This window comes from Methylosinus sp. is20ea (genome assembly GCF_059718135.1).
Window position 1 is genome coordinate 2,527,473 of record NZ_AP046088.1, and the last position, 19,380, is coordinate 2,546,852.

Below are 19,380 nucleotides of genomic sequence, written 5' to 3' on the forward strand. Positions count from 1 at the left end.
CGCGCCGAATTCGCGCAGGGCGTCGCATTGGGCGCAGTAATCTCAAGATTGCGCCACTGGCGTGGCGCTGGGCTCGGCGCGCCGCTTTCTCCCTGCGATAGCGCGCTTTCAGGCGAAAGGGCAAATCGTCGCGCCGCGCCGTGGCCCTTCGCCGCGAAAGAATTTTGCTCGAGCTGCGCCGACGCGAGGAGACGGCCGCCGCTCCTGCCTCCTTGGTGGAGAAGATATTGCCGGCTTTCGGGCGGCGAGGAAAAAATTCGGCGTTTTCGCGTCCGGCGAGGAAGGAAAAGGCGCGCGTTCTTGACTTCCCGCGCCGTTACGGCCAGTTTCCGCGCCGCTTCGCTAGGCTTTCCAGCCGCAATCCCGTGTCGTTCGCCTCATGCGCTCCTATCTCGACTTCGAAAAGCCCGTCGCCGAATTGGAGACCAAAGTGGAGGAGCTCCGCGCGCTGGCGTCCAAGGGCGACGGCGTGTCGATCTCCGACGAGCTTGCCAAGCTCGAGGCCAAGGCGCACAAGGCGCTCGCCGATCTCTACGCCAGCCTCACGCCGACGCAGAAAATCCAGGTCGCGCGCCATGCGCAGCGGCCGCATTTCTCCGATTATGTGCGGCTCTTGTTCAGCGAGTTCACGCCGCTCGCCGGCGACCGCGCCTTCGGCGAGGATGCCGCGATCGTCGGTGGTTTCGCGCGGTTTCGCGGCGAGCCGGTCTGCCTCATCGGCCAGGAGAAGGGCTCCGACACGGAGAGCCGGCTGAAGCATAATTTCGGCATGGCGCGGCCGGAGGGCTATCGCAAGGCCGCCCGGCTGATGGAGCTCGCCGACCGATTCGGCCTGCCGGTCATCTCGCTCGTCGATACTTTCGGCGCTTTTCCGGGCATAGACGCCGAGGAGCGCGGCCAGGCCGAGGCGATCGCCCGCTCGATCGACGTGTCGCTGTCGCTCGGCGTGCCCAATGTCGCCGTGGTGGTGGGCGAGGGCGGCTCCGGCGGCGCTATAGCCATCGCCAGCTGCAACAAGGTGCTGATGCTGGAGCATTCGGTCTATACGGTTGCTTCGCCCGAGGCTTCCGCCTCCATTCTGTGGCGCGACGCCTCCAAGGCGCAGGACGCCGCCACCAGCATGAAGATCACCGCCCAGGACCTGCTGAAATTCGGCATCATCGACGTCATTGTCGCCGAGCCGGCGGGCGGCGCCCATCGCGACCCGGAGACGGCGGTCGCCGCCGTCGGCGAGGGGATAGACGACGCGCTGGCGAGCCTCGCCAATCTTTCCCGCGCGCAGATCGTCGATGCGCGGGCCGAGCGCTTTCTCTCGGTCGGGCGCAAGGTCTGAGCAGACGAGAGTCGGGCCGTTCAGCATTGGCGAGGCTGAAATCTTCGATCGGCTCCGGTCTCTCGGCGTGAACCATCCGTTAACCTTGGAAACGATCGGCGCCCTCTGCGAGGCGGCGACAGCCACGCTCTGGCCTTATTCTTCCTCTTGCGTTAGAAGGACGTTGGTAAATCGACGTCTATTGTCGTGCTAGCTTCCCGAGGCGTGATTCGCGCTTGCGGGCGCGGACATCGAGGGGCGAGAATGAGTCTCATCCGAAACGTCGGGCGTCTCGGCCCCTGGAGCCTCGTCGGCGCGGCGCTCGCGCTCTCCGCCTGCAATGATCTCGGCTCCGGCTCCCAGCGCTCGCTGGCCCCCATTCCGCCGGAGACGCTGGCGCTGATGGAGCAGGCCGGCGTCACCAAGGACTCGCCGACCCTCATCCGCTCCTATAAGAAAGAAGCCGAATTCGAAGTCTGGAAGCAGCGGCCCGACGGCCGCTACGCCTATCTCAAGAGCTTCCCCATGTGCCGCTGGTCCGGCCAGCTCGGCCCCAAGGTTCGCGAGGGCGACCGCCAAGTGCCGGAGGGGTTCTATTCCATCACCCCCGGCCAGATGAATCCGAACTCCGCCTATTATCTCTCGTTCAACGTCGGCTATCCCAACGCCTATGACCGCGTCTATGGCCATAGCGGCGGCTCCATAATGGTTCATGGCGCCTGCTCTTCGGCGGGCTGCTTCTCGATGACGGATCGGCAGATCGGCGAGATCTACGCCATTTTGCGCAGCTCCTTCAACAATGGCCAGCGCTCGATCCAGATGCAGTCCTTCCCGTTCAAGATGACGGCGGAAAATCTGGCCAAGCATCGGCTCGACCCCAATATCGGCTTCTGGAAGCAGCTGAAGGAAGGCTCCGACCATTTCGAGGTCGCCGGCAAGGAGCCGACGGTCGGAGTCTGCAATCGGCGTTATGTCTTCGACGCCGCTTCCGCCAACGGCCAGCCGCTCGACGCCGGCTCGGCCTGCCCGCCGCTCAAGCGCAATGCGGAGATCGAGGCGCAGGTCGCGCAAAAGGCCGCCATGGACGACGCCAAAGTGGCGGAGCTGGCGGCGGCCGGCGTGCGGCCGGTGCGCGTCGTCTATCAGGACGGCGGCCAGCATCCGGATTTCTATGCCCGCGTCGCCGAGGTGAGCCGGCCCGAGACGCTGGTCGCGCCGATCGAGATCGCGCTCGACGAGAAGATCGGCGGCTCGAAGTCGCGTTCGCCGGTCATCGCCATGACCGCGACCCGCCTCGCCGCCAAAATGAAGAAAGAGGCCGAGACAAAGGTCGCGGTTCAGCAGGCGACGACAGCGCCGCCTGCCGCATCTGCGCCGGCCGAGCCGATCAAGCTCAGCGCCTTCGCCGGCGCGACGGATTCGATCGGCGGTTTGCTCGGCTTCCGCAAGGAGCCGCCGCCGGCGGCGCCCTCGGCCCTGAGCGAGGCGCCTGCCGCCGCCGCCAAAGTCGAGCCAGTCAAGACGGCGTCAGCCAAGACAGAGTCAGCCAAGACCGAGCCAGCCAAGACGGAGATCGCCAGAACCGTGAAGGCAGGGTCCACGAAGGCCGTCCCGGCAAAGACCGCGGCCGCGCGTCAATCGGCGTCGTCTCAGGCGCCGGGGTCCTTGCCTCCGCATCGCGTCGATCCGGCGAAAAAGCCGCAGGCCTCGCTCGGCGGCGAGCATCGCGCCAAAATCGCCCAGGCCGCGACGAGCGGGGTGGCGCTACGCGAAGCTCTGCCGCCGGTCTCCGCTCGCCCCTGAGCGGCCACAGCCCTATATTTTGCGATGAGACGATCCGCCCGGCGCGGATCGTCTCAATTTTGCCTATATTCATCTGAAAAAGGCGCGCCGTGAGCGCTGCTGTTCGCCGGGCGGGCCCCTTGAAAATGCCGCCGAAAATTCGTCCAGGACGCGACAGAGAAGCGGTCTTCCAAATTCGCGCTTGACACTTGTGCGCCGCAGCAATACAACAGTGCGACGCAGCGAGAACTTCTCTCGCTCCGTAGCCCTCCTTGGGCGTTTCCTCCCTTGACTTGGGCCGCTGGCGTTACCGGCGGCCCTTTTTTTTCGTCATTGCGTGGAAGAAGCTTCCCGTCACCAGCCCCGCCCGCAGGCCCGCAGCCCGCTCCTCCTGCGAATAGGCGTCTGTAACCATCGCAAAGGGCAGGCCCTTCTCGCTCGCTATGGTGGCGTAGTGGAATTCGTGCCCGGCCAGCTCGTCGCCGGCCGCGCCGAGCGCGCAATCGGCGGAGAGCCGCGCGCGCCGATAGCCCAAATGAAGTTTGCGCTGCGCAAAACTCGTCGCCAGATCGAGCAGGCCGGCCATCGGATGAACCGCGCCGCCGGCGTCGGTCAGCGTGCGGCCGAGCGTCATATAGCCGCCGCACTCGCCATGGACCGCGCGCGTCGCGGCGAAGCGACGAAGCCCTTCGAGAAAATTCGTCGCCGCCGCGAGCCGGCCCGCGTGCAACTCCGGATAGCCGCCGGGAAGCCAACAGGCGTCGCTCTCCTCCAGAGGGGCCTCGTCGGCGAGCGGTGAAAAGAATGCGATCTCGGCGCCCGACTCGCGCCAGCAGCGGGCGAGATGCGGATAGAAGAAGGAGAAGGCCGCGTCCCGCGCCACGGCGATGCGCTGGCCGGGCGGCCGCGGAGCCGCGAGCGGACCGCGCGCGACGCCGGCAGGGCCGGTCTCGGCGGCGGCCAGCAGGGCCTCGACATCGACATGCGTCTCGATGCGCTCCGCGAGTCTGTCGAGCAGCGTTTCGAGACCCTGCGTCTCGCCTGCCTGCACCAGCCCCAAATGACGCTCGGGCAGAGCGATCCCGCTGTCGCGCGGCAGCGCGCCGAAGACCTTTATGCCGATCGCTTCGATCGCCTCCTGCGCGAGCTTGCGATGGCGCTCCGAAGCGACGCGGTTGAGCAGCACGCCGGCGAGCTTCACCCGCGCGTCATGGGCCGCGACGCCGCGCGCTATGGCGGCGGCGCTCTGCGCCTGTCCCGAGACGTCCATCACCAGCAGCACGGGCCAGCCGAGATGGGCGGCGATGTCGGCCGAGGCGCCCGTCTGCGCCGGCGCGCCGGGAGCTCCGTCGAAAAGCCCCATCGCCCCTTCCGCGACAATGATATCGGTTCCCTCGCCGGCGCGCAGCGCGAGCTGGCCCAGAAGCTCGGCCTCCATCGTCCAGGAATCGAGATTGAAGCTCTCGCGCCCGGTCGCGGCCGCGTGAAAGGCGGGGTCGATGTAATCCGGCCCGCATTTGACGCCGGATACGCGCAGCCCCCGCCGCGCCAGCGCGCGCAACAGCCCGAGCGTCACAGTCGTCTTGCCCGCGCTGGAGCGGACCGCGGCGACGAGAAGCCCGGGCGCGGTCAGCGTCCGGCTCCGGTGGGGCGGAAGCGGCGGTCATAGCCCGCGTCATAGAGCGCGCTCTCGCGGAAATCCTCGGCCGCCAGCGCCTCACCGACGAGAATGAGCGCGGTGCGCTCCATGGGCGCGGCGCCGGCGAGCGCCTCTATGGTGGAGAGCGTTCCACGGATGATGCGCTCGTCGGGCCAGGAGGCGCGATAGACGAGCGCTATGGGGCAGTCCGCCCCATAGAAGGGCGCAAGCTCCGCCACGACGCGCGCGAGCGCATGGATGGAGAGATGGATCGCCATGGTCGCGTGCGCGGCGGCGAAGGCGGCGAGCGTCTCCGTCGGCGGCATGGCCGAGGCGCGGCCCGAGGTGCGGGTGAGCACCACCGATTGCGCCACTTCCGGCAGCGTCAGCTCGCGCTGCAGCGCGGCGCTAGCGGCGGCGAAGGCGGGAACGCCGGGCGTGATGGTGAAAGGAACGCCGAGCGCCTCGAGCCGCCGCGTCTGCTCGCCGACGGCGCTCCAGATGGAGAGATCGCCCGAATGGAGCCGCGCGACATCCTGCCCGGCCATATGGGCCGTCTGCATTTCCGCGATGATGGCGTCGAGCGAGAGCGGCGCCGTGTCGATGATGCGCGCGTCCTCCGGGCAATGGGCGAGAATTTCCGGCGCGACCAGCGAGCCCGCGTAGAGGCAAACGGGGCAGCGCGCGAGAATATCGCGGCCGCGCAGCGTCAGCAGATCGGCGGCGCCCGGGCCGGCGCCGATGAAATGGATGGTCATGCGGCCACCTCTAGCGCATTTCGCGCGATTGCGCAGGTCGCCCGCGCGCTGGCGAGCCGGGGGCCGAGGAGCACGCTTCCCGGCCCTGCGCCGACCAATGCCGCGGCTTCGGCGACGCTGCCGACGCCGGTGAGGGCTTCCACGCGGGGCGAGTGGGTGAGGGTTTCTCGCTTTCGTGCGAGCAGCGCGTCCAACGGCAGAAAGACGAGCGGCAAATCCAACAGCCGCGCGGCTTCGTGGAGGCCGGCTTCGTCGCGCTTCGCATCGATGGTGAAGAGCGCAATCATCGTGCGCGACTCCTTCTCCCACGCGTGGGAGAAGGTGGCCTCGCGAAGCGAGGTCGGATGAGGGCCCGCGCCGCTCATCCCCTCGAGCCGTTGGAGCGACGAAGAGCCCTCATCCGACCCGGCTTCGCCGGGCTGCGTTCTCCCGCAGGCGGGAGAAGGGGCGCGCACATAGGTTTCGTAAGCTTCCCGGATGAGCGCGACGGCTTCCTGCGCGTCGACACCACTGCGCGCGCCTATGCCGATGGCGCAGCGCGCGCTCAATTCTTCACCGTGCGCCATTGCAACACCGGCAACGCCGGCTCCAGCGCATGAAAGCCGCCGATCGGACGCGCTTTCGAGATCGCTATATTCACGAGCTCGCCGCCTTTGCGCTGAAAAGCGTCGATCAGCAGCGCCTGGGTCTCGATCGTCACCGCATTGGCGACGATGCGACCGCGAGCGGGCAAGGCGCGCCAAGCGGCCTCGATGACCTCCGCATCGCCGCCGCCGCCGATGAAAATCACATCTGGCGTCGGCAGTCCGGCGAGCGCCTGCGGCGCCGCGCCTTCGACGATGGCGAGATCGGGAACGCCGAGCGAAGCGGCGTTGCGCGCGATCCGCGCGATGCGCGTTGCATTCTGCTCGATCGCCGTGGCGCGATTGGCCGAATCGGCGAGCATCCATTCGATCGCGATGGAGCCCGAGCCCGCGCCTATGTCCCACAGACATTCGCCGCGGCGTGGCGCGAGCGTGGCGAGTGTCACTGCGCGAATGTCGCGCTTGGTGATCTGCCCGTCATGCTCGAACCAATCGTCCGGCAGGCCCGGCGTCAGCGGCTGAACGCGCGCGTCAGGCCCCGCGACGATCTCGACTGCGATGGTGTTGAGCGGCGCAATATCCTCGAGCGCGAACCCCTGCGCGCGCGCGCTGCGGATACGCTCCCTCGGCCCGCCCATATGCTCGAGCACATGGATCTGCGACTCTCCCATGCCGAGAGCGGCGAGATGCGCGGCGAGGCGAGACGGCGTCGTCTCGTCCCACGAAAGAATGAGCAATCGGCGCGACGGCTGAAGATGCGGCGTCACGCGCTCGAAGGCGCGGCCATGCAGCGACAGCAGCGCGCAATCCTGCTGACTCCAGCAAAGACGCGCGGCGGCGAGCGCGAAGGCGGAGGGCGCCGGAAGGCAGAGGATTTCATCCGCCGACACATTGCGCGCGATCATATCGCCGACGCCGAAGAAAAAAGGATCGCCGCTCGCGAGAACCACAGTGGGCGCGCCGCGATGCGAAAGAATCGTCTCCATGGCGGCGGCGAGCGGCGAGGGCCAGCGCAGCGTCTCGCCCTTCTGCGGGCCGATCAATTCGAGATGACGCGCGCCGCCGACGATCAGCGAAGCGCCGGAGACGAGCGTGCGCGCGGCCGGCGTCAGCGCCGCGAGTCCGTCCTCGCCCAGTCCGATCAGCGAAAGCCAGCGCGCTACGCTCATGTCGCCTTCCGCGAGGTGTAGACGAAAGGCGGCGCATCGCCGCGCGCGACGAGCTTGGTGCCGCTGGCGCCGATGAGCACGAGAGTCGACATGTCGACGACGCTCGCGTCGGCTCGGCCGAGCGTGGTGATGGTGATGTCCTCCTCCGCGCGTCCGACGGATTTCGCGAAGACGACGAGGCGATCGTCCGGCAGCGCGCGGCGCAGCAGCGCGAAAGCGTCGTGAATGCGCTGCGGCCGCGCGCGCGAGGCGGGATTGTAGAACGCCATCACGAAATCGGCGCGCGCCGCCAGCTCGAGACGCGTCTCGATCACCGACCAGGGCTTGAGATTGTCTGACAGCGAGATCACGCAGAAGTCATGGCCGAGCGGGGCGCCGAGCCGCGCCGCGGCCGCCTGCATGGCGGAGATTCCCGGCAGAATGTCTATGTCGAGATCGCGCCAAGCGGGATCGCCATTGTCGATCGCCTCGAGCACGGCCGCCGCCATGGCGAAAATGCCGGGGTCGCCGCCCGACACCACCGCGACCTTGCGTCCGCTGGCGGCGAGGCGCAGCGCGTCTTCGGCGCGGGCGATCTCGACGCGATTGTCGCTGGCGATGCGCGTCTGGCCGGGCGTGACGGGAACGCGCGCCACATAGGGCGCATAGCCGATGATATCTTGCGCGGCGCGCAAAGCCTCTTGCGCTTCCAATGTGAGAAAGCGCGCGTCGCCCGGTCCAAGGCCAATGACGGAGAGTTTGCCGCTCCGATTCGCCTCCGTCACGGCCGACGTCCATTGCCGGGCACGAGGACGAGCGCGAAATAGGGCGCGTCATCGTCGCGCTTTTCCGTCAAGCGCATGATCTTCTCATCCGCCATCGTGCCGCGTTCGACATAGATGGCGCGCTCGATGAGCTTCGCATCCGCGAGCGCGAGGCGGAGCTTGGGCAGATTGCCGCCGAGCTTCATCACCACTGCGGCGTCCGTCGAAGCGAGCCGTTCCGCCAGAGTCTCGCGCGGCAGTGTGGCGGGAATGACGGTGAGCACATCGTCGCCCCAAGTCATCGGCTGGCGCGCCGCCGCGAAACAGCCGGACATTCCCGATACGCCGGCGCAAACCTCCACGCGAAAGCGCGACGAAAGCCGCGTCTGCAGATGCATGAAGGAGCCGTAGAGCATCGGATCGCCTTCGCAGAGCAGAGCGACGTCGCGGCCGAGCGACAGATGCAGCGCGAGGCGGTCCGCGCTCTCTTCGTAGAAAGCGGCGAGCGCGGCGACATAGTCGGGATGGTCGAAGGGGATTTCCGTCGTCAGCGGATAGGCGAGCGGAATTTCCGCGCAATCCTTCGCGATAAAGCGCGCGGCGATGGCGCGCGCATGGCTCGGCTTTCCGCGCTTGGAGAAATAGGCGATGACCTTGGCCTCGCTCACCAGCCGCGCGGCTTTCAGCGTCATCAGCTCCGGATCGCCGGGGCCGAGGCCGACGCCGAGGAGCGCGCCGAGCGTGACGGGCGCGTCTCGGTCGGCGCGCAGATTCGGATCGATGATATTCATTCTTTTTCGCTCGCCAGCGCATTGATCGCGGCAGCCGCCATGGCGCTGCCGCCCTTGCGGCCGCGCACGATCGCGGTCGGAACGCGCCCGTCGGCGAGCGCCGCCTCTTTCGATTCCGCCGCGCCGACGAAGCCGACCGGCATGGCGATGACCGCCGCAGGCAAAGGCGCGCCCGCGTCGAACATTTCGAGCAGATGGAACAAAGCCGTCGGCGCATTGCCGATGGCGACGACGGCGCCGGCGAGCTTTTCTCGCCACAACTCCATGGCCGCGGCGCTGCGAGTCGTTCCCATTTCCTCGGCGAGCGTCAGCGTGCGCGGATCGGCGAGCGTGCAGATCACTTCATTTTTCGCCGGCAGGCGCGCGCGCGTGACGCCATGGGCGACCATATTGGCGTCGCAGAGAATGGGCGCGCCTTTGCGCAGAGCGGCGCTCGCCGCCTCCGCCATGCCGGGCGAAAACACGATGTCGTCGGCGATCTCCACCATTCCGCAAGCGTGGATGATGCGCACTGCGACACGCTCCTCCTCGCGCGAGAAGCGCTCGAGCCGCGCCTCCGAGCGGATGATGGCGAAGGAGCGATCGTAGATCGCCGCGCCGTCGCGTATGTAGGTCGATGCGCCGGACATGATTGCGGCGGACGTCAATTCGCCGGACATGGCGGCTCCTGCTTCGTGGCGCGCGCGATGCGCGCTCTCATTGCGTCTTCTATTTCATTCGCGCCGAGGCCTCGCAACGCCGGCGCGTCGCTCGCGCGTCCGTCGTCGACGAGATCGAAGCCCCGCGCCGTCGCCACCAGCGCGACCTTCACCGCAGCCGGACAGGCGCAGCCCTTGGCGCAGCCCGATATGTGCAGCCTCGCGCCCTCGGGCGCAAGCCGCGCCGCGAGAGGCGCGAGCCGAGCCGCGAGATCGCGCGTCGGCGCCAGCGCCTGCGGGCATTCGGGCGCGCCAGGGCAGGCGATCACCGCGAGGCGCGGATCATCGGCCGCGACGATCAGGCCGCGGCGCGCCGCGACATCGGCGATCGTCTGCGCCGCTTTTTCCGTGGGGCAGGGCAGGAGAACGGCGCGCCAGGGCGTGAGGCGCAATTCGCCGAGGCCGTGGATTTCCGCGAGCTCGGCGAGCGCGGCGAGATCGTCCGCGCGCAGGCGTCCGGAGGGCGCGCCGATTCCGGCGAAGGCCCTTTCCGCAACGCTTCGCTCATGGGAGAGGGGGAAGGCTGCGCGCTTCATCGAGGGGGCGCTTCCCTCTCCCGCCTGCGGCGAATGACGGCCGAGGAGGGGGTGGACCCCGAAAATCTCGGCCGCCGAGGCGGCGTGGCAGTGCGAGCGATAGGGTGTCGGCGCGAGGCGCGCCTGTTTCGCCAGCGCTTCGAGGCCCAATGTTGCGACGACATTGCGCATGCGGCGCAGCTCGAATTCGCGCCCCTTGCGCAATGCGAGAAAGGCGCGCGCCAGCGCGAGCGCCGTATCCGTCGCTGCTTCGAGCTCCGCGAGAAAGGCCTGCTCGCGGGCGCCATCGGCGATGACCGCGATCTTGTCGCCATGTTCCTCGAGGCGAATGTCCATCGCGGAATCGGCGAGGCCGAGCGCGCCGCCGTCGTCGACGAGAAAACCGAATTTTCCCGGCAACGCTTGCAAAGCCGCATCTTTCGACAGCTCGCGCGCGAGATGCGCGGCGAGGGCGTTCGCCTGCTCGCCGGCGAAAGGCGCGAGGAGGAAGTTGAGCACGCTCTCGGTCGCCGCGTCTTCGGCGAGCAGGCCGAGCGCGGCGAGGCGTTGCTGGGCGTCTTCGAGCCGCGCCTCGCTCACGCCGCGCAATTGCAATTGCGCGCGCTGCGAGAGATCGACGAGGCCATTGCCGCAATCGCGCGCGATCGATGCGATATCCCGCGTCTGCTGCGCCGATAGATGCGGATGAATGGTCTTCGCGCGCAGCAGCAGGCCGTCGCCGCTCTGCATCGGCCGTAGCGCGCCGGGGCACCAGCCTTGGATTTTCGGCGCGGCGGTCATGGCTTCTCCCCGGCGAGCGAAGCGAATGGGGAAGCGTCGGAGATGGCGCCTTCGCCGAGCGCGGCCGCGACGCTGTTGCGCCGCGTGCGCCAGAAGCCGCGCGCGATTGCGCGCTGGAACACATCGCGAATCGCTTCCGCCGCGCGTGGATTGTCGCGCAGCAGAAAATCGCGCACGCGCGGCGCGCCGAGCGTCGCGTCGAAAACCAAATCCCATTGCGCGTCGCGCACGAAATCGGTGGTTGCGGCGAAGGCGAAGAGATTGTCGATCGTCTCGGCGATCTCGGCGGCGCCGCGGTGGCCATGGCGCATCTGCCCCTCGAGCCAGCGCGGATTGGCGGCGCGGCCGCGAATGACGCGCGCGATCTCTCGGCCGAGCGAGCGCAATTTCAGCGAAGCGGGGCGCGTCGAATCGAGATGCGTGACCTCCGCGGCTCCGCCCATCGACGCGTTGGCGGCGACGAAACCGCCCTCGAACTCCGCGAAAGCGGCGCCGGTGAGCACATCCGTCTCCGCCATGTCCTGCACATGCACTAGCGCATCCGCCACGCCGATGCGCTCGCCGAAAGCGTCACGCGCCGGCGCGCTCTCGCCATTGCGCGAAAAGGCGTGGCCGCCGGCCTCGAGAAAGGCGCGGCCGATCTCATCGCGCGCTTCTCCGCGCGCGATGGCCTCCGAGAGGCCGAGGCCGTAGGTTCCCTGCGCCGCGCCGAAGACGCGCAGGAGCGAGCGGCCTTCGCGCCGCGCCGCCGCGAGAGGATTGGACTCGTCGTCCTCGTCCAGCGCCGCCACCGCCGCGACCGCGTCGTGAAACAGCGCGATGAGGCCGGGGAACATGTCGCGAAACAGCCCCGATATATGCAGCGTGACGTCCACGCGCGGAAAATCGCGCTTTGCGAGGGGCAGAATCTCGAAGCCAGACACGCGTGCGCTGGCGTGATCCCAGAGCGGCGCGACGCCCATCAGCGCCAACGCCTGCGCGAAATCCTCGCCGCCGGTGCGGATCGTCGCGCTGCCCCACAGATCGAGCACGATATTGCGCGGCCATTCGCCATGCTCCTGCGCATGACGCGTCATCACCTCGCGCGCGGCGCGGGCGCCGATGTCATGCGCGGTGCGCGTCGGAACATGGCGCGGATCGATGCAGAAGAGATTGCGGCCCGTCGGCAGCACATCGACGCGTCCGCGCGAGGGCGCGCCCGCCGGGCCGGGCTCGACGAAACGGCCTGCGAGTGCGCGCAGCAATCCGCTCGTTTCGGCCGCGCCGCAAGGGCCGGCGCCGAACACATGCAGCCCATCGCCGACGCGCATTTCCTTCACATCGCAGAGCCAGGCGTCGAGCCGCGCCAGCGCCTCGCCGCGATCCGTCTCGCGCGTGACGCCGCATTCCTGCATGAGGCCGCCGCGTTCCGCGACGTCGAGAATCGCCTCGGCGACGAGCCTGGCGCGGCGCGGGTCGAGCGTCGCGGCGGTCGCATATTCGTCGAGCAGGCTCTCGATTTCTTGCGCCTCTGCGGCGAGTCCCGCTTCGACGAGCGGCGGCGTCATATGGCCGATCGTCACCGCGCTGGTGCGGCGCTTGGCCTGCGCCGCTTCGCCGGGATCATTGACGATGAAAGGATAGACGAGCGGCGTCGGCCCCAGCAGCACCTCCGGCGCGCAAGAGGGGCCGAGCATCGCGGATTTGCCGGGCAGCCATTCCAGCGTGCCATGCGTGCCGAGATGAATCAGCGCGTCGATGTTTCGGATGTGACGCAGATAGAGATAGAAGGCGATGTAAGCGTGGCGTGGGGCGAGCTCGGCGTCGTGATAGGTCTCGCGTCGCTCTTTGCGGCGTCCGCGATCCGGCTGCAGCGCGATGACGAGCTTGCCATTCTCTATGCAGGAGAAGCGAAAGGCGCCGTCCTGAAGCGCGGGGTCATCTTCGGGCGCGCCCCAGGCGGCGAGGACCTGGCGTGTGAAATCTGGTGGAAGCGCGGCGAAGAGGCGCTGGTAATCATCGAGCGGCAGCTCGACGAAATGCGCGCATTCTTCGAGCGCGCGAATCAAACCAATCCCCTCGTCCTGAGGAGCCCGCGCAGCGGGCGTCTCGAAGGACGCGGCCGTGGGGCGCTTCTCCTCCTGCTCTTGCCCTACGAGACGCGAGCTTTGCTGGCTCCTCGGGGTGAGGGGAGAACGATCGTCGATGTCATAGTCTGCTCCACGCAGCAAATCGCATATCGCGAGCACGCTCGCCGGCGTATCGAGTCCTATGGCGTAGCCGCCGCGTCCGCGGCGCGCCGGATAGTCGGAGAGCACGAGCGCGAGGCTCTTCTCGCGATTGCCGAGTCGGCGCAGGCGCGCCCAACTCTGCGCGAGCGCCGCGACATGATCGATGCGCGAAACCTCCGGCGCATGGCGGATTTCGTCGAACTCGCTCGCGGCGCGCATCCGGGTCTGCGCCTTGAAAGAAATGGCGCGGGTGAAGATGCGGCCGTCGACCTCCGGCAGCACGACATTCATCGCCAGATCGGCGCCATTGGCGCCGCGCTTGGACGTCTCCCAGGCCTCGCGCGTCGAGGTTGCCAGCGCGATCTGCAGAACCGGCGCGTCGGCGTGGTCGAAAACGGAGCCGGCGTCCGTGCGCGCGGAAAAGGCGGTGGCGTTGAGGATCACATCGGGGCGAAACTCCGCGAGCCTCTGCGCGAGACGCTCTTCGCAGGCGGGGTCCTTGAGGCTCGCGACGAACCAGGCCTCGACCGCGAAGCCGCGCGCATGCAGAGATTCGGCGAGCACGACGATCGGCGCGAAATCGCCCGCGAGCCATGCCGAGCGATAGAAGGTGACGAGCGCGCGCGGCGTAGGCGCCGGGTCGGCGCAACTCGATCGGCCGGAGGCTCCCTCATCCTGAGGAGCGGCCGAAGGCCGCGTCTCGAAGGACGAGGGAGCCGTCACGCGGCGCCTTCTGGAACTCCCGCTCGTGCTTCGAGACGGTCGCTTCGCGACCTCCTCGGCATGAGGGGGAGGGTTGGCGCCAAGGGCGGTGCGGCAGGCTTCTTCGCAGCGGCCGGCGAGCGGAACAAGCGCGCTCTCGCGCCAGGGCGCGGGCGTTCCGGCGAGCGTCGCCGCGAAACCGAGGAAGGAGCGCAGATTGTTTGGGCCGCCGTCGCGGAAGAAGGACCAGATGCGCGCAAGATCGTCGGGCGTGAGCGTGGAGGCGCGCGCCAGCCTCTCGTCGCTATGCGTGTCGCCGGGGACGATCGCCAGAGCGAAGCCGCGCGCGCGGGCGGCGGCCGCGAGCTCGTCGACGCCATAGGACCAATAATCCTTGCCGCCGAGCAGGCGCACGATGACGAGCCGCGCATGGCGCGCGACCTTGTCGATATAGAGATCGACGGAATAGGGGTGCTTCAATCTGGCGAGCGAGGCGCAGCGCAGCGACGGAAGCGCGGCGTTCTGCTCATGCAGCTCGGCGACGAGGCCGAGCTCGGCGTCGGAAAAGGAGAGAAAGACGATTTGAGCCGGAGTCTGCCCGAGGTCGACCGCCGCCTCATTATCGTCGAGGCCATGGAGATCGCGCGCGAGCAGATGCATGGCGCCCTCAGCTCGTCAGCATGGCCGTCACGCCCGCGCGGTCGAGACCCTTTTCGCCGATGACGACGAGACGGCTGGCGCGATTTTCGTCGGCGCGCCAGGGGCGGTCGAACTGATGGCGGAAGCGCGCGCCGACGCCCTGCACCAGCAATCGCATCGGCTTGCCGGCGATCTCGACGAAGCCCTTCATGCGCAACACGTCATGGGCTTGCGCGACGCGGGCGAGACGCTCGACGAGCTCGGCCGGATCGCGCGCGGCGGCGATCTCGACGACGAAGCTCTCGAAATCATCGTGATCGTGGCCCTCTTCCGTATCGTGATGCGAGTGGCGGTTGGCGAGATCGTCTTCCGCCGCCGCGCCGAGGCCGAGCAGAATCGCGGGATCGAGCCGTCCCTCGCTCGCGCGCAGCAGCTTCACGGCGCGCGGCGCCGTGGCGCGGATCTGCGCGGCGACTTGCGCGGCTTCTTCCTCGCTCAAGAGGTCGATCTTGTTGAGCACGATGAGATCGGCGCAGAGGAGCTGATCCTCGAACACTTCCTCGAGCGGATTGTCGTGGTCGATCGTCTCGATCTCGGCGCGCTCCTTGGCGATGGCGTCGAGATCGTCGGCGAAGCGCCCCGCCGCCACCGCCGGCCCGTCGACCACGGCGATGACGCCGTCGACGGTCAGATGCGGGCGGATGGTCGGCCATTCGAAGGCCTTGACCAGAGGCTTGGGCAGAGCGAGGCCGCTCGTTTCGATGATGATGTGCTCGGGGCGGTTCGCAAGCGCGAGCAGCGCCTCGATCGCCGGCGCGAAATCATCGGCCACAGTGCAGCACAGGCACCCATTGGCGAGCTCGACGATATTCTCCTCCGGGCAATTTTCCACGCCGCAGGCGCGTAAAATGTCGCCGTCGACGCCGACATCGCCGAATTCATTGATGATGAGCGCGAGGCGGCGGCCGCGCGCCGTCTCGAGGATGTGGCGGATCAGCGTCGTCTTGCCGGCTCCGAGAAAGCCGGTGACGATCGTCGCCGGGACTTTGGCGAGCGCGCTCACGTCGCGGCCTCCGCATGGCTCTTTTCGGGAAGAAGGCGCCAGACGAAGCCGACCGCCGCGCCGACGAGAATCCAGGTCAGCGCGTGGATGGCGAGCGACGCCGCGGTGAAGCGCGCCGCCAGCTCGGCGGGAGCCGTGCTTTCGGGCGCGGGCGGCTGCGGCGCGCCGATAATGTGCGGCGCGACGAGCAGCGCGACGCCCAGCGCCTTGGCGAGCGGCGCGTCGATGCGCAGCAGCGCGAACAGGCCGGCGCCGGTGGAGGCGGCCGTGGCGATCCACCAGATCTGCCGCCCGACGAGATCGCCGGCGGCGCTGCCCGGCAGCTCGGGCGCGAGGCCGAGGCTGGTGGCGAGGCCTGTGGACGCGAAGGCGCAGGCGCCCCAGAGCGCGGCGCGCCTGGGCTCGATCTTCTCGCCGGAAAGGAGCATCAGCGCCAGCAGCACGAAGGCGTAGCCGACGGACGTGACGCCGGTGGCGACGCTGGTCGCGGCCGTGCGCTCGAGGCCGGGCGCGGGCTCCCAGGCGTGGGCGTGGGCATGTTCATGCTCTTGCGCCGCGGCTCCGGCATGCGCCTGCTCGGCCGCGGTCTCATAGACCTCGGCGGAGAGGATCAGCGGAGTCGTGGTGACATGCTGCAGGGCCGCGACGGCGAGCCCCGCGAGCAGGCCGGCCAGAAGACCGACCGCGAGGAGTCGCTGGATCACCGCTGCGTCAATGACAGGGGAAGCCGAGCGAATGGCGCGTGTCGTGAGCGGCGTTGTGGGCGACGCTCGCATAGGAGAAGCCGGCGAGATAGAGGAGGCCGGCGCCGAGCGTGAAAACGACGAGCGCGGCGCGCAGGACCTCGAGACGGCTCGAGACGAGGACGGCGTCGGCGGAAAGGGTCTTCACGGAGAAGGTCTTGGCGGTCATTGTCAGCTCCTCGCCGCCCCACCGGCGGCATTCGTGGTTTCGCGTGACGCGCAGGTCACATGACGGCAGGTCTCCTGGCTCGCGGGTCGCCGCACGCGCCGCCTTCCCGGGCTTTCGCCCAGTGGCTCTACGGGCGCGCGCTCGCCGCTCACAGTTGCGGGGGCAGCCGCGGAATCGGGGACGAGCCCCTTACCGCATTCCCTGTTCGCCTCCTTGCGGAGGACCGTCGTCGACAGTCATATGACGGAGAGGATGAGCCGTCAAACGGTGAGGAGGCGCAAATCGTGTCGGAATTCGCGGAAGAGGACGCCGCCCGCCGCCATCGCGAGAAGATGGAGAAGCGCAAGGCTGTCCAGGACGCCGAGGTCGCGGGCAAGACCATCGCCGAAAAGGGCCTCTTGATGGTTCATACGGGCGCCGGCAAAGGCAAGTCGACGGCGGCTTTCGGCCTCGCGCTACGGGCGATGGGCCATGGTTTCCGGGTCGGCGTCGTGCAATTCGGCAAGGGCGCCTGGGAGAGCGGCGAGCGCCGCATCCTCGAGAAGCTCGGCGGGGAGGAGGGGCTGCTCTCCTGGCATACGCTCGGCGAGGGCTTCACCTGGGAGACGCAGGATCGCGCCCGCGACGAGGCGGCGGCCCGCCGCGCCTGGGACAAGGCCAAGGAGCTGATGGCGGAGGAATCGATTCGGCTAGTCGTTCTCGACGAATTGTCGATCGCGCTGCGCTATGAGCATTTGCCGCTGGACGAGGTGATCGAGACTCTGACGGCGCGCCGAGGCGATCTCCATGTCGTCGTCACCGGCCGCAACGCCAAGCCGGAACTGATCGCCATCGCCGATCTCGTCACCGAGATGACGCTGATCAAGCATCACTTTCAGGCCGGCGTGAAGGCGCAGATCGGCGTCGAATTCTAAAGGCGCGGGGGTGGCCGGCTGGCTCGGCCCCCCGGCGCCGAGCCGGATCTCAGCAGACGAAGTGGCTGCGGCCGTTCCACAAGCGCCAGCAGGCGTTGGACGCTGGCGCTTAGCGCGATCCCGCGTAATAGGACCGGCCATAGTGACCGCCACCCCATCCGGCGTGGCCCCAGCCGTGATGGCCCCAGCCGTGATGAACCCCGGCGTGGCGGCCGTGATGGTGATGATGGTGGTGATGGTGGTGGTGATGATGGTGGTGACGATGGTGGCCGCGGGCGGAGGCCGCGCCGGGCAGCATCAGAGCGCCGACCAGGGCCGCCGCATAAACCATTTGTCGAAACATGCCGTTCTCTTCCCTTCGTTCGAGGAGGGCCCCCAGCGCCGTCTCGGCCGGGGAAGAACGTCGCGTGCAAGAAGATCGTTCCGGCTCGCGCATGGTTAACGCACGCTTGCGGAGCCGCATGGTCAAGGGAAGGTAAAGATCAGCCGGCGAGCGCATCGAAAATCAGCTTGCCGTTCAGCGCGATAATGGCTGCGGCGATGACGGCGGCGACGGCCGTGGTGACGCGCGGCGCCGCGAGCTCGCCCATCAGCCTGCGCGAAGCGGTGAACCAGACCAGCGGCACGACGGCGAAGGGCAGAGTGAAGCTCAGCACCACCTGGCTCAGCACCAGCAGCCGGCCGGTCGCCTCCTCTCCGGAGAGGAGCGTGACGGCGACGGCGGGGACGATGGCGATGAGCCGCGTGACGAGGCGCCGCAGCGTCGGCTTCATGCGCAGCTCGAGGAAGCCCTCCATCACGATCTGCCCGGCGAGGGTCGCCGTCACGGTGGAGTTGAGGCCGCAGGCGATGAGCGCGATGGCGAAGAGCTTGGCGGCGATCGGCGCGCCGAGCAGCGGCGCGATCAGCGTGTAGGCCTGGCCGAGCTCGGCGACGTCGGTATGGCCGGTCGCATGGAAGGCGGCGGCCGCCAGCACCAGGATCGAGCCATTGATGACGAGCGCGAAGAGCAACGCCAGAGTGCTGTCCAATATGGCGAAGTCGATCGCCTCGCGGCGCTCCGCCGAGGAGGCGCCGACGTCGCGCGTCTGCACGATATAAGAGTGCAGGAAGAGATTGTGCGGCATCACCGTCGCGCCGAGAATGCCGAGGCCGATATAGAGCATCTCGGGATTCTCGATCAGCGCGCGGCTGGGGACGAGGCCGGCGGCGACCTCGTGGAGATCGGGCCGCGCCAGCAGCAGCTGGCCGCCGAAGGCCAGCGCGATGATCCCGAGCATGGCGACGACGAAGAGCTCGATCTTGCGGAAACCGAGGCGCTCGAAGGCGAGCACGAGGAAAGTGTCGAGCAGAGTGACGATGACGCCGAGGGCGAGCGGCAGGCCGAACAGCAATTGCAGGCCGATCGCCGTGCCGATGACCTCGGCGAGATCGGTCGCCAATATGCCCGCCTCGGCCAGCAGCCAGAGCGCCACGGAGGCTGTGCGCGGAAAGCGGCGGCGGCAGGCGCTGGCGAGATCGAGGCCGGTGGCGAGGCCGAGCCGCGCCGTCAGCGATTGCAGCACGATCGCCATGAGGCTGGACAGCACGGCGACGAAGAGCAGCGCCGTGCCGAATTTGGAGCCGCCGGCGAGCGCCGTCGCCCAATTGCCGGGATCCATATAGCCGGTGGCGACGAGATAGCCGGGGCCGAGGAAGATGAACAGGCGGCGAAAGCCGACGGTCTCGCGCGGGACGCGCACCGAGCCGCGCATGTCGCCGCGCGCCGAAACCAGCGTGGCGGAAATCTCGGGCGAGGCGGCGTGCATTCTTAAAGACTTTCTGCTCCGCCCGCCTCCGTCCGAGGCGGACCGTCCGAAACGATATAGGCCCCTCGCGCCGCGAGCGCCAGCAGGCCGAGGAGCGCCTTCTCGGCCGCACGCGCGCGGCGTCCGTTCGGCGATGCGATGGACTGGGTCGTTTCTATGTCGCAATGCGTAGCCGGATGCGACGCAGAGGCGCCGAGCATGCGGCGAAACGCTAAAATTTGTGACCTTGTTGCAACAGTCGTCGAGATAGTTTTCCGCGAGCCGGGCAAAGGGCCAGATGCCCCTTTTCAGCCATAAACGCTGCGCTAATCTCGCCTCGTCACAAGGTCATCGAAGACAT

At 68.2% G+C, this 19,380-nt stretch carries 17 protein-coding genes and 1 riboswitch; of the genes, 3 read left to right on the forward strand and 14 right to left on the reverse strand.

Translation table 11 applies throughout. The annotated features are described in order from the left end of the window. Positions 1–379 precede the first annotated feature (379 nt). Both AC6IY7_RS11695 and AC6IY7_RS11700 read left to right on the forward strand, forming a co-directional pair. Positions 380–1,333, forward strand: coding sequence for an acetyl-CoA carboxylase carboxyltransferase subunit alpha (locus tag AC6IY7_RS11695; RefSeq protein WP_497779252.1), 954 nt, complete (start codon positions 380–382; stop codon positions 1,331–1,333). Between the two features lie 243 nt (positions 1,334–1,576). Next, on the forward strand, positions 1,577–3,115 hold the full coding sequence (locus AC6IY7_RS11700) for a L,D-transpeptidase family protein (protein WP_497779253.1): 1,539 nt from the start codon (positions 1,577–1,579) through the stop codon (positions 3,113–3,115). 286 nt (positions 3,116–3,401) lie between these two features. Here the strand turns inward: AC6IY7_RS11700 and AC6IY7_RS11705 are convergent, their stop codons facing one another. The 12 genes from AC6IY7_RS11705 to AC6IY7_RS11760 are packed head-to-tail and all read right to left on the reverse strand — an operon-like array spanning position 3,402 to position 16,318. Then, the gene (locus tag AC6IY7_RS11705; protein ID WP_497782830.1) at positions 3,402–4,727 is read right to left on the reverse strand and encodes a cobyrinic acid a,c-diamide synthase CobB; all 1,326 of its coding nucleotides are present in this window, start codon (positions 4,725–4,727) and stop codon (positions 3,402–3,404) included. Then, positions 4,724–5,491 (reverse strand): precorrin-4 C(11)-methyltransferase, encoded by a 768-nt coding sequence (cobM, locus tag AC6IY7_RS11710; protein ID WP_497779254.1) that lies wholly within the window; start codon positions 5,489–5,491, stop codon positions 4,724–4,726. The genes AC6IY7_RS11705 and cobM overlap by 4 nt, the downstream gene beginning before the upstream one ends. Further along, positions 5,488–6,039, reverse strand: a complete 552-nt coding sequence (locus AC6IY7_RS11715) for a cobalamin biosynthesis protein (RefSeq protein WP_497779256.1) — start codon at positions 6,037–6,039, stop codon at positions 5,488–5,490. The genes cobM and AC6IY7_RS11715 overlap by 4 nt, the downstream gene beginning before the upstream one ends. Further along, positions 6,036–7,244, reverse strand: coding sequence for a precorrin-6y C5,15-methyltransferase (decarboxylating) subunit CbiE (cbiE, locus tag AC6IY7_RS11720; protein WP_497779257.1), 1,209 nt, complete (start codon positions 7,242–7,244; stop codon positions 6,036–6,038). Before cbiE ends, AC6IY7_RS11715 begins: the two co-directional genes overlap by 4 nt. Next, positions 7,241–8,008 carry a precorrin-3B C(17)-methyltransferase gene (gene cobJ / locus AC6IY7_RS11725; protein WP_497779259.1) on the reverse strand — a complete coding sequence of 256 codons (768 nt, stop codon included), beginning with the start codon at positions 8,006–8,008 and terminating at the stop codon, positions 7,241–7,243. The genes cbiE and cobJ overlap by 4 nt, the downstream gene beginning before the upstream one ends. Beyond that, positions 8,005–8,778, reverse strand: coding sequence for a precorrin-2 C(20)-methyltransferase (locus AC6IY7_RS11730; RefSeq protein ID WP_497779260.1), 774 nt, complete (start codon positions 8,776–8,778; stop codon positions 8,005–8,007). The genes cobJ and AC6IY7_RS11730 overlap by 4 nt, the downstream gene beginning before the upstream one ends. Beyond that, positions 8,775–9,407 carry a precorrin-8X methylmutase gene (locus AC6IY7_RS11735; protein ID WP_497782831.1) on the reverse strand — a complete coding sequence of 211 codons (633 nt, stop codon included), beginning with the start codon at positions 9,405–9,407 and terminating at the stop codon, positions 8,775–8,777. The genes AC6IY7_RS11730 and AC6IY7_RS11735 overlap by 4 nt, the downstream gene beginning before the upstream one ends. 14 nt (positions 9,408–9,421) lie before the next feature. Continuing rightward, positions 9,422–10,792 (reverse strand): precorrin-3B synthase, encoded by a 1,371-nt coding sequence (gene cobG, locus AC6IY7_RS11740; protein WP_497779261.1) that lies wholly within the window; start codon positions 10,790–10,792, stop codon positions 9,422–9,424. Beyond that, entirely contained in the window at positions 10,789–14,364 is a 3,576-nt protein-coding gene (gene cobN / locus AC6IY7_RS11745; RefSeq protein ID WP_497779263.1) for a cobaltochelatase subunit CobN, read from the reverse strand. Before cobN ends, cobG begins: the two co-directional genes overlap by 4 nt. A gap of 7 nt (positions 14,365–14,371) precedes the next feature. Further along, entirely contained in the window at positions 14,372–15,406 is a 1,035-nt protein-coding gene (cobW, locus tag AC6IY7_RS11750; protein ID WP_497779264.1) for a cobalamin biosynthesis protein CobW, read from the reverse strand. Then, positions 15,403–16,110, reverse strand: a complete 708-nt coding sequence (locus tag AC6IY7_RS11755; RefSeq protein ID WP_497779265.1) for a CbtA family protein — start codon at positions 16,108–16,110, stop codon at positions 15,403–15,405. Before AC6IY7_RS11755 ends, cobW begins: the two co-directional genes overlap by 4 nt. Before the next feature lie 7 nt (positions 16,111–16,117). Then, the gene (locus tag AC6IY7_RS11760; RefSeq protein WP_497779268.1) at positions 16,118–16,318 is read right to left on the reverse strand and encodes a CbtB domain-containing protein; all 201 of its coding nucleotides are present in this window, start codon (positions 16,316–16,318) and stop codon (positions 16,118–16,120) included. Positions 16,319–16,365: 47 nt separating this feature from the next. Then, positions 16,366–16,560: riboswitch (cobalamin riboswitch) on the reverse strand. A gap of 90 nt (positions 16,561–16,650) precedes the next feature. Between AC6IY7_RS11760 and cobO the strand changes: the two genes are divergently transcribed. Then, positions 16,651–17,232 (forward strand): cob(I)yrinic acid a,c-diamide adenosyltransferase, encoded by a 582-nt coding sequence (gene cobO, locus AC6IY7_RS11765; protein WP_497782832.1) that lies wholly within the window; start codon positions 16,651–16,653, stop codon positions 17,230–17,232. A 109-nt stretch (positions 17,233–17,341) separates the two neighbouring features. Here cobO and AC6IY7_RS11770 read toward each other — a convergent pair whose 3' ends face one another. Together AC6IY7_RS11770 and AC6IY7_RS11775 are read right to left on the reverse strand one after the other, a co-directional pair. After that, positions 17,342–17,575, reverse strand: coding sequence for a hypothetical protein (locus AC6IY7_RS11770; protein WP_497779270.1), 234 nt, complete (start codon positions 17,573–17,575; stop codon positions 17,342–17,344). A gap of 139 nt (positions 17,576–17,714) precedes the next feature. Beyond that, the gene (locus AC6IY7_RS11775; RefSeq protein ID WP_497779272.1) at positions 17,715–19,040 is read right to left on the reverse strand and encodes an Nramp family divalent metal transporter; all 1,326 of its coding nucleotides are present in this window, start codon (positions 19,038–19,040) and stop codon (positions 17,715–17,717) included. Between the last annotated feature and the right edge of the window lie 340 nt (positions 19,041–19,380).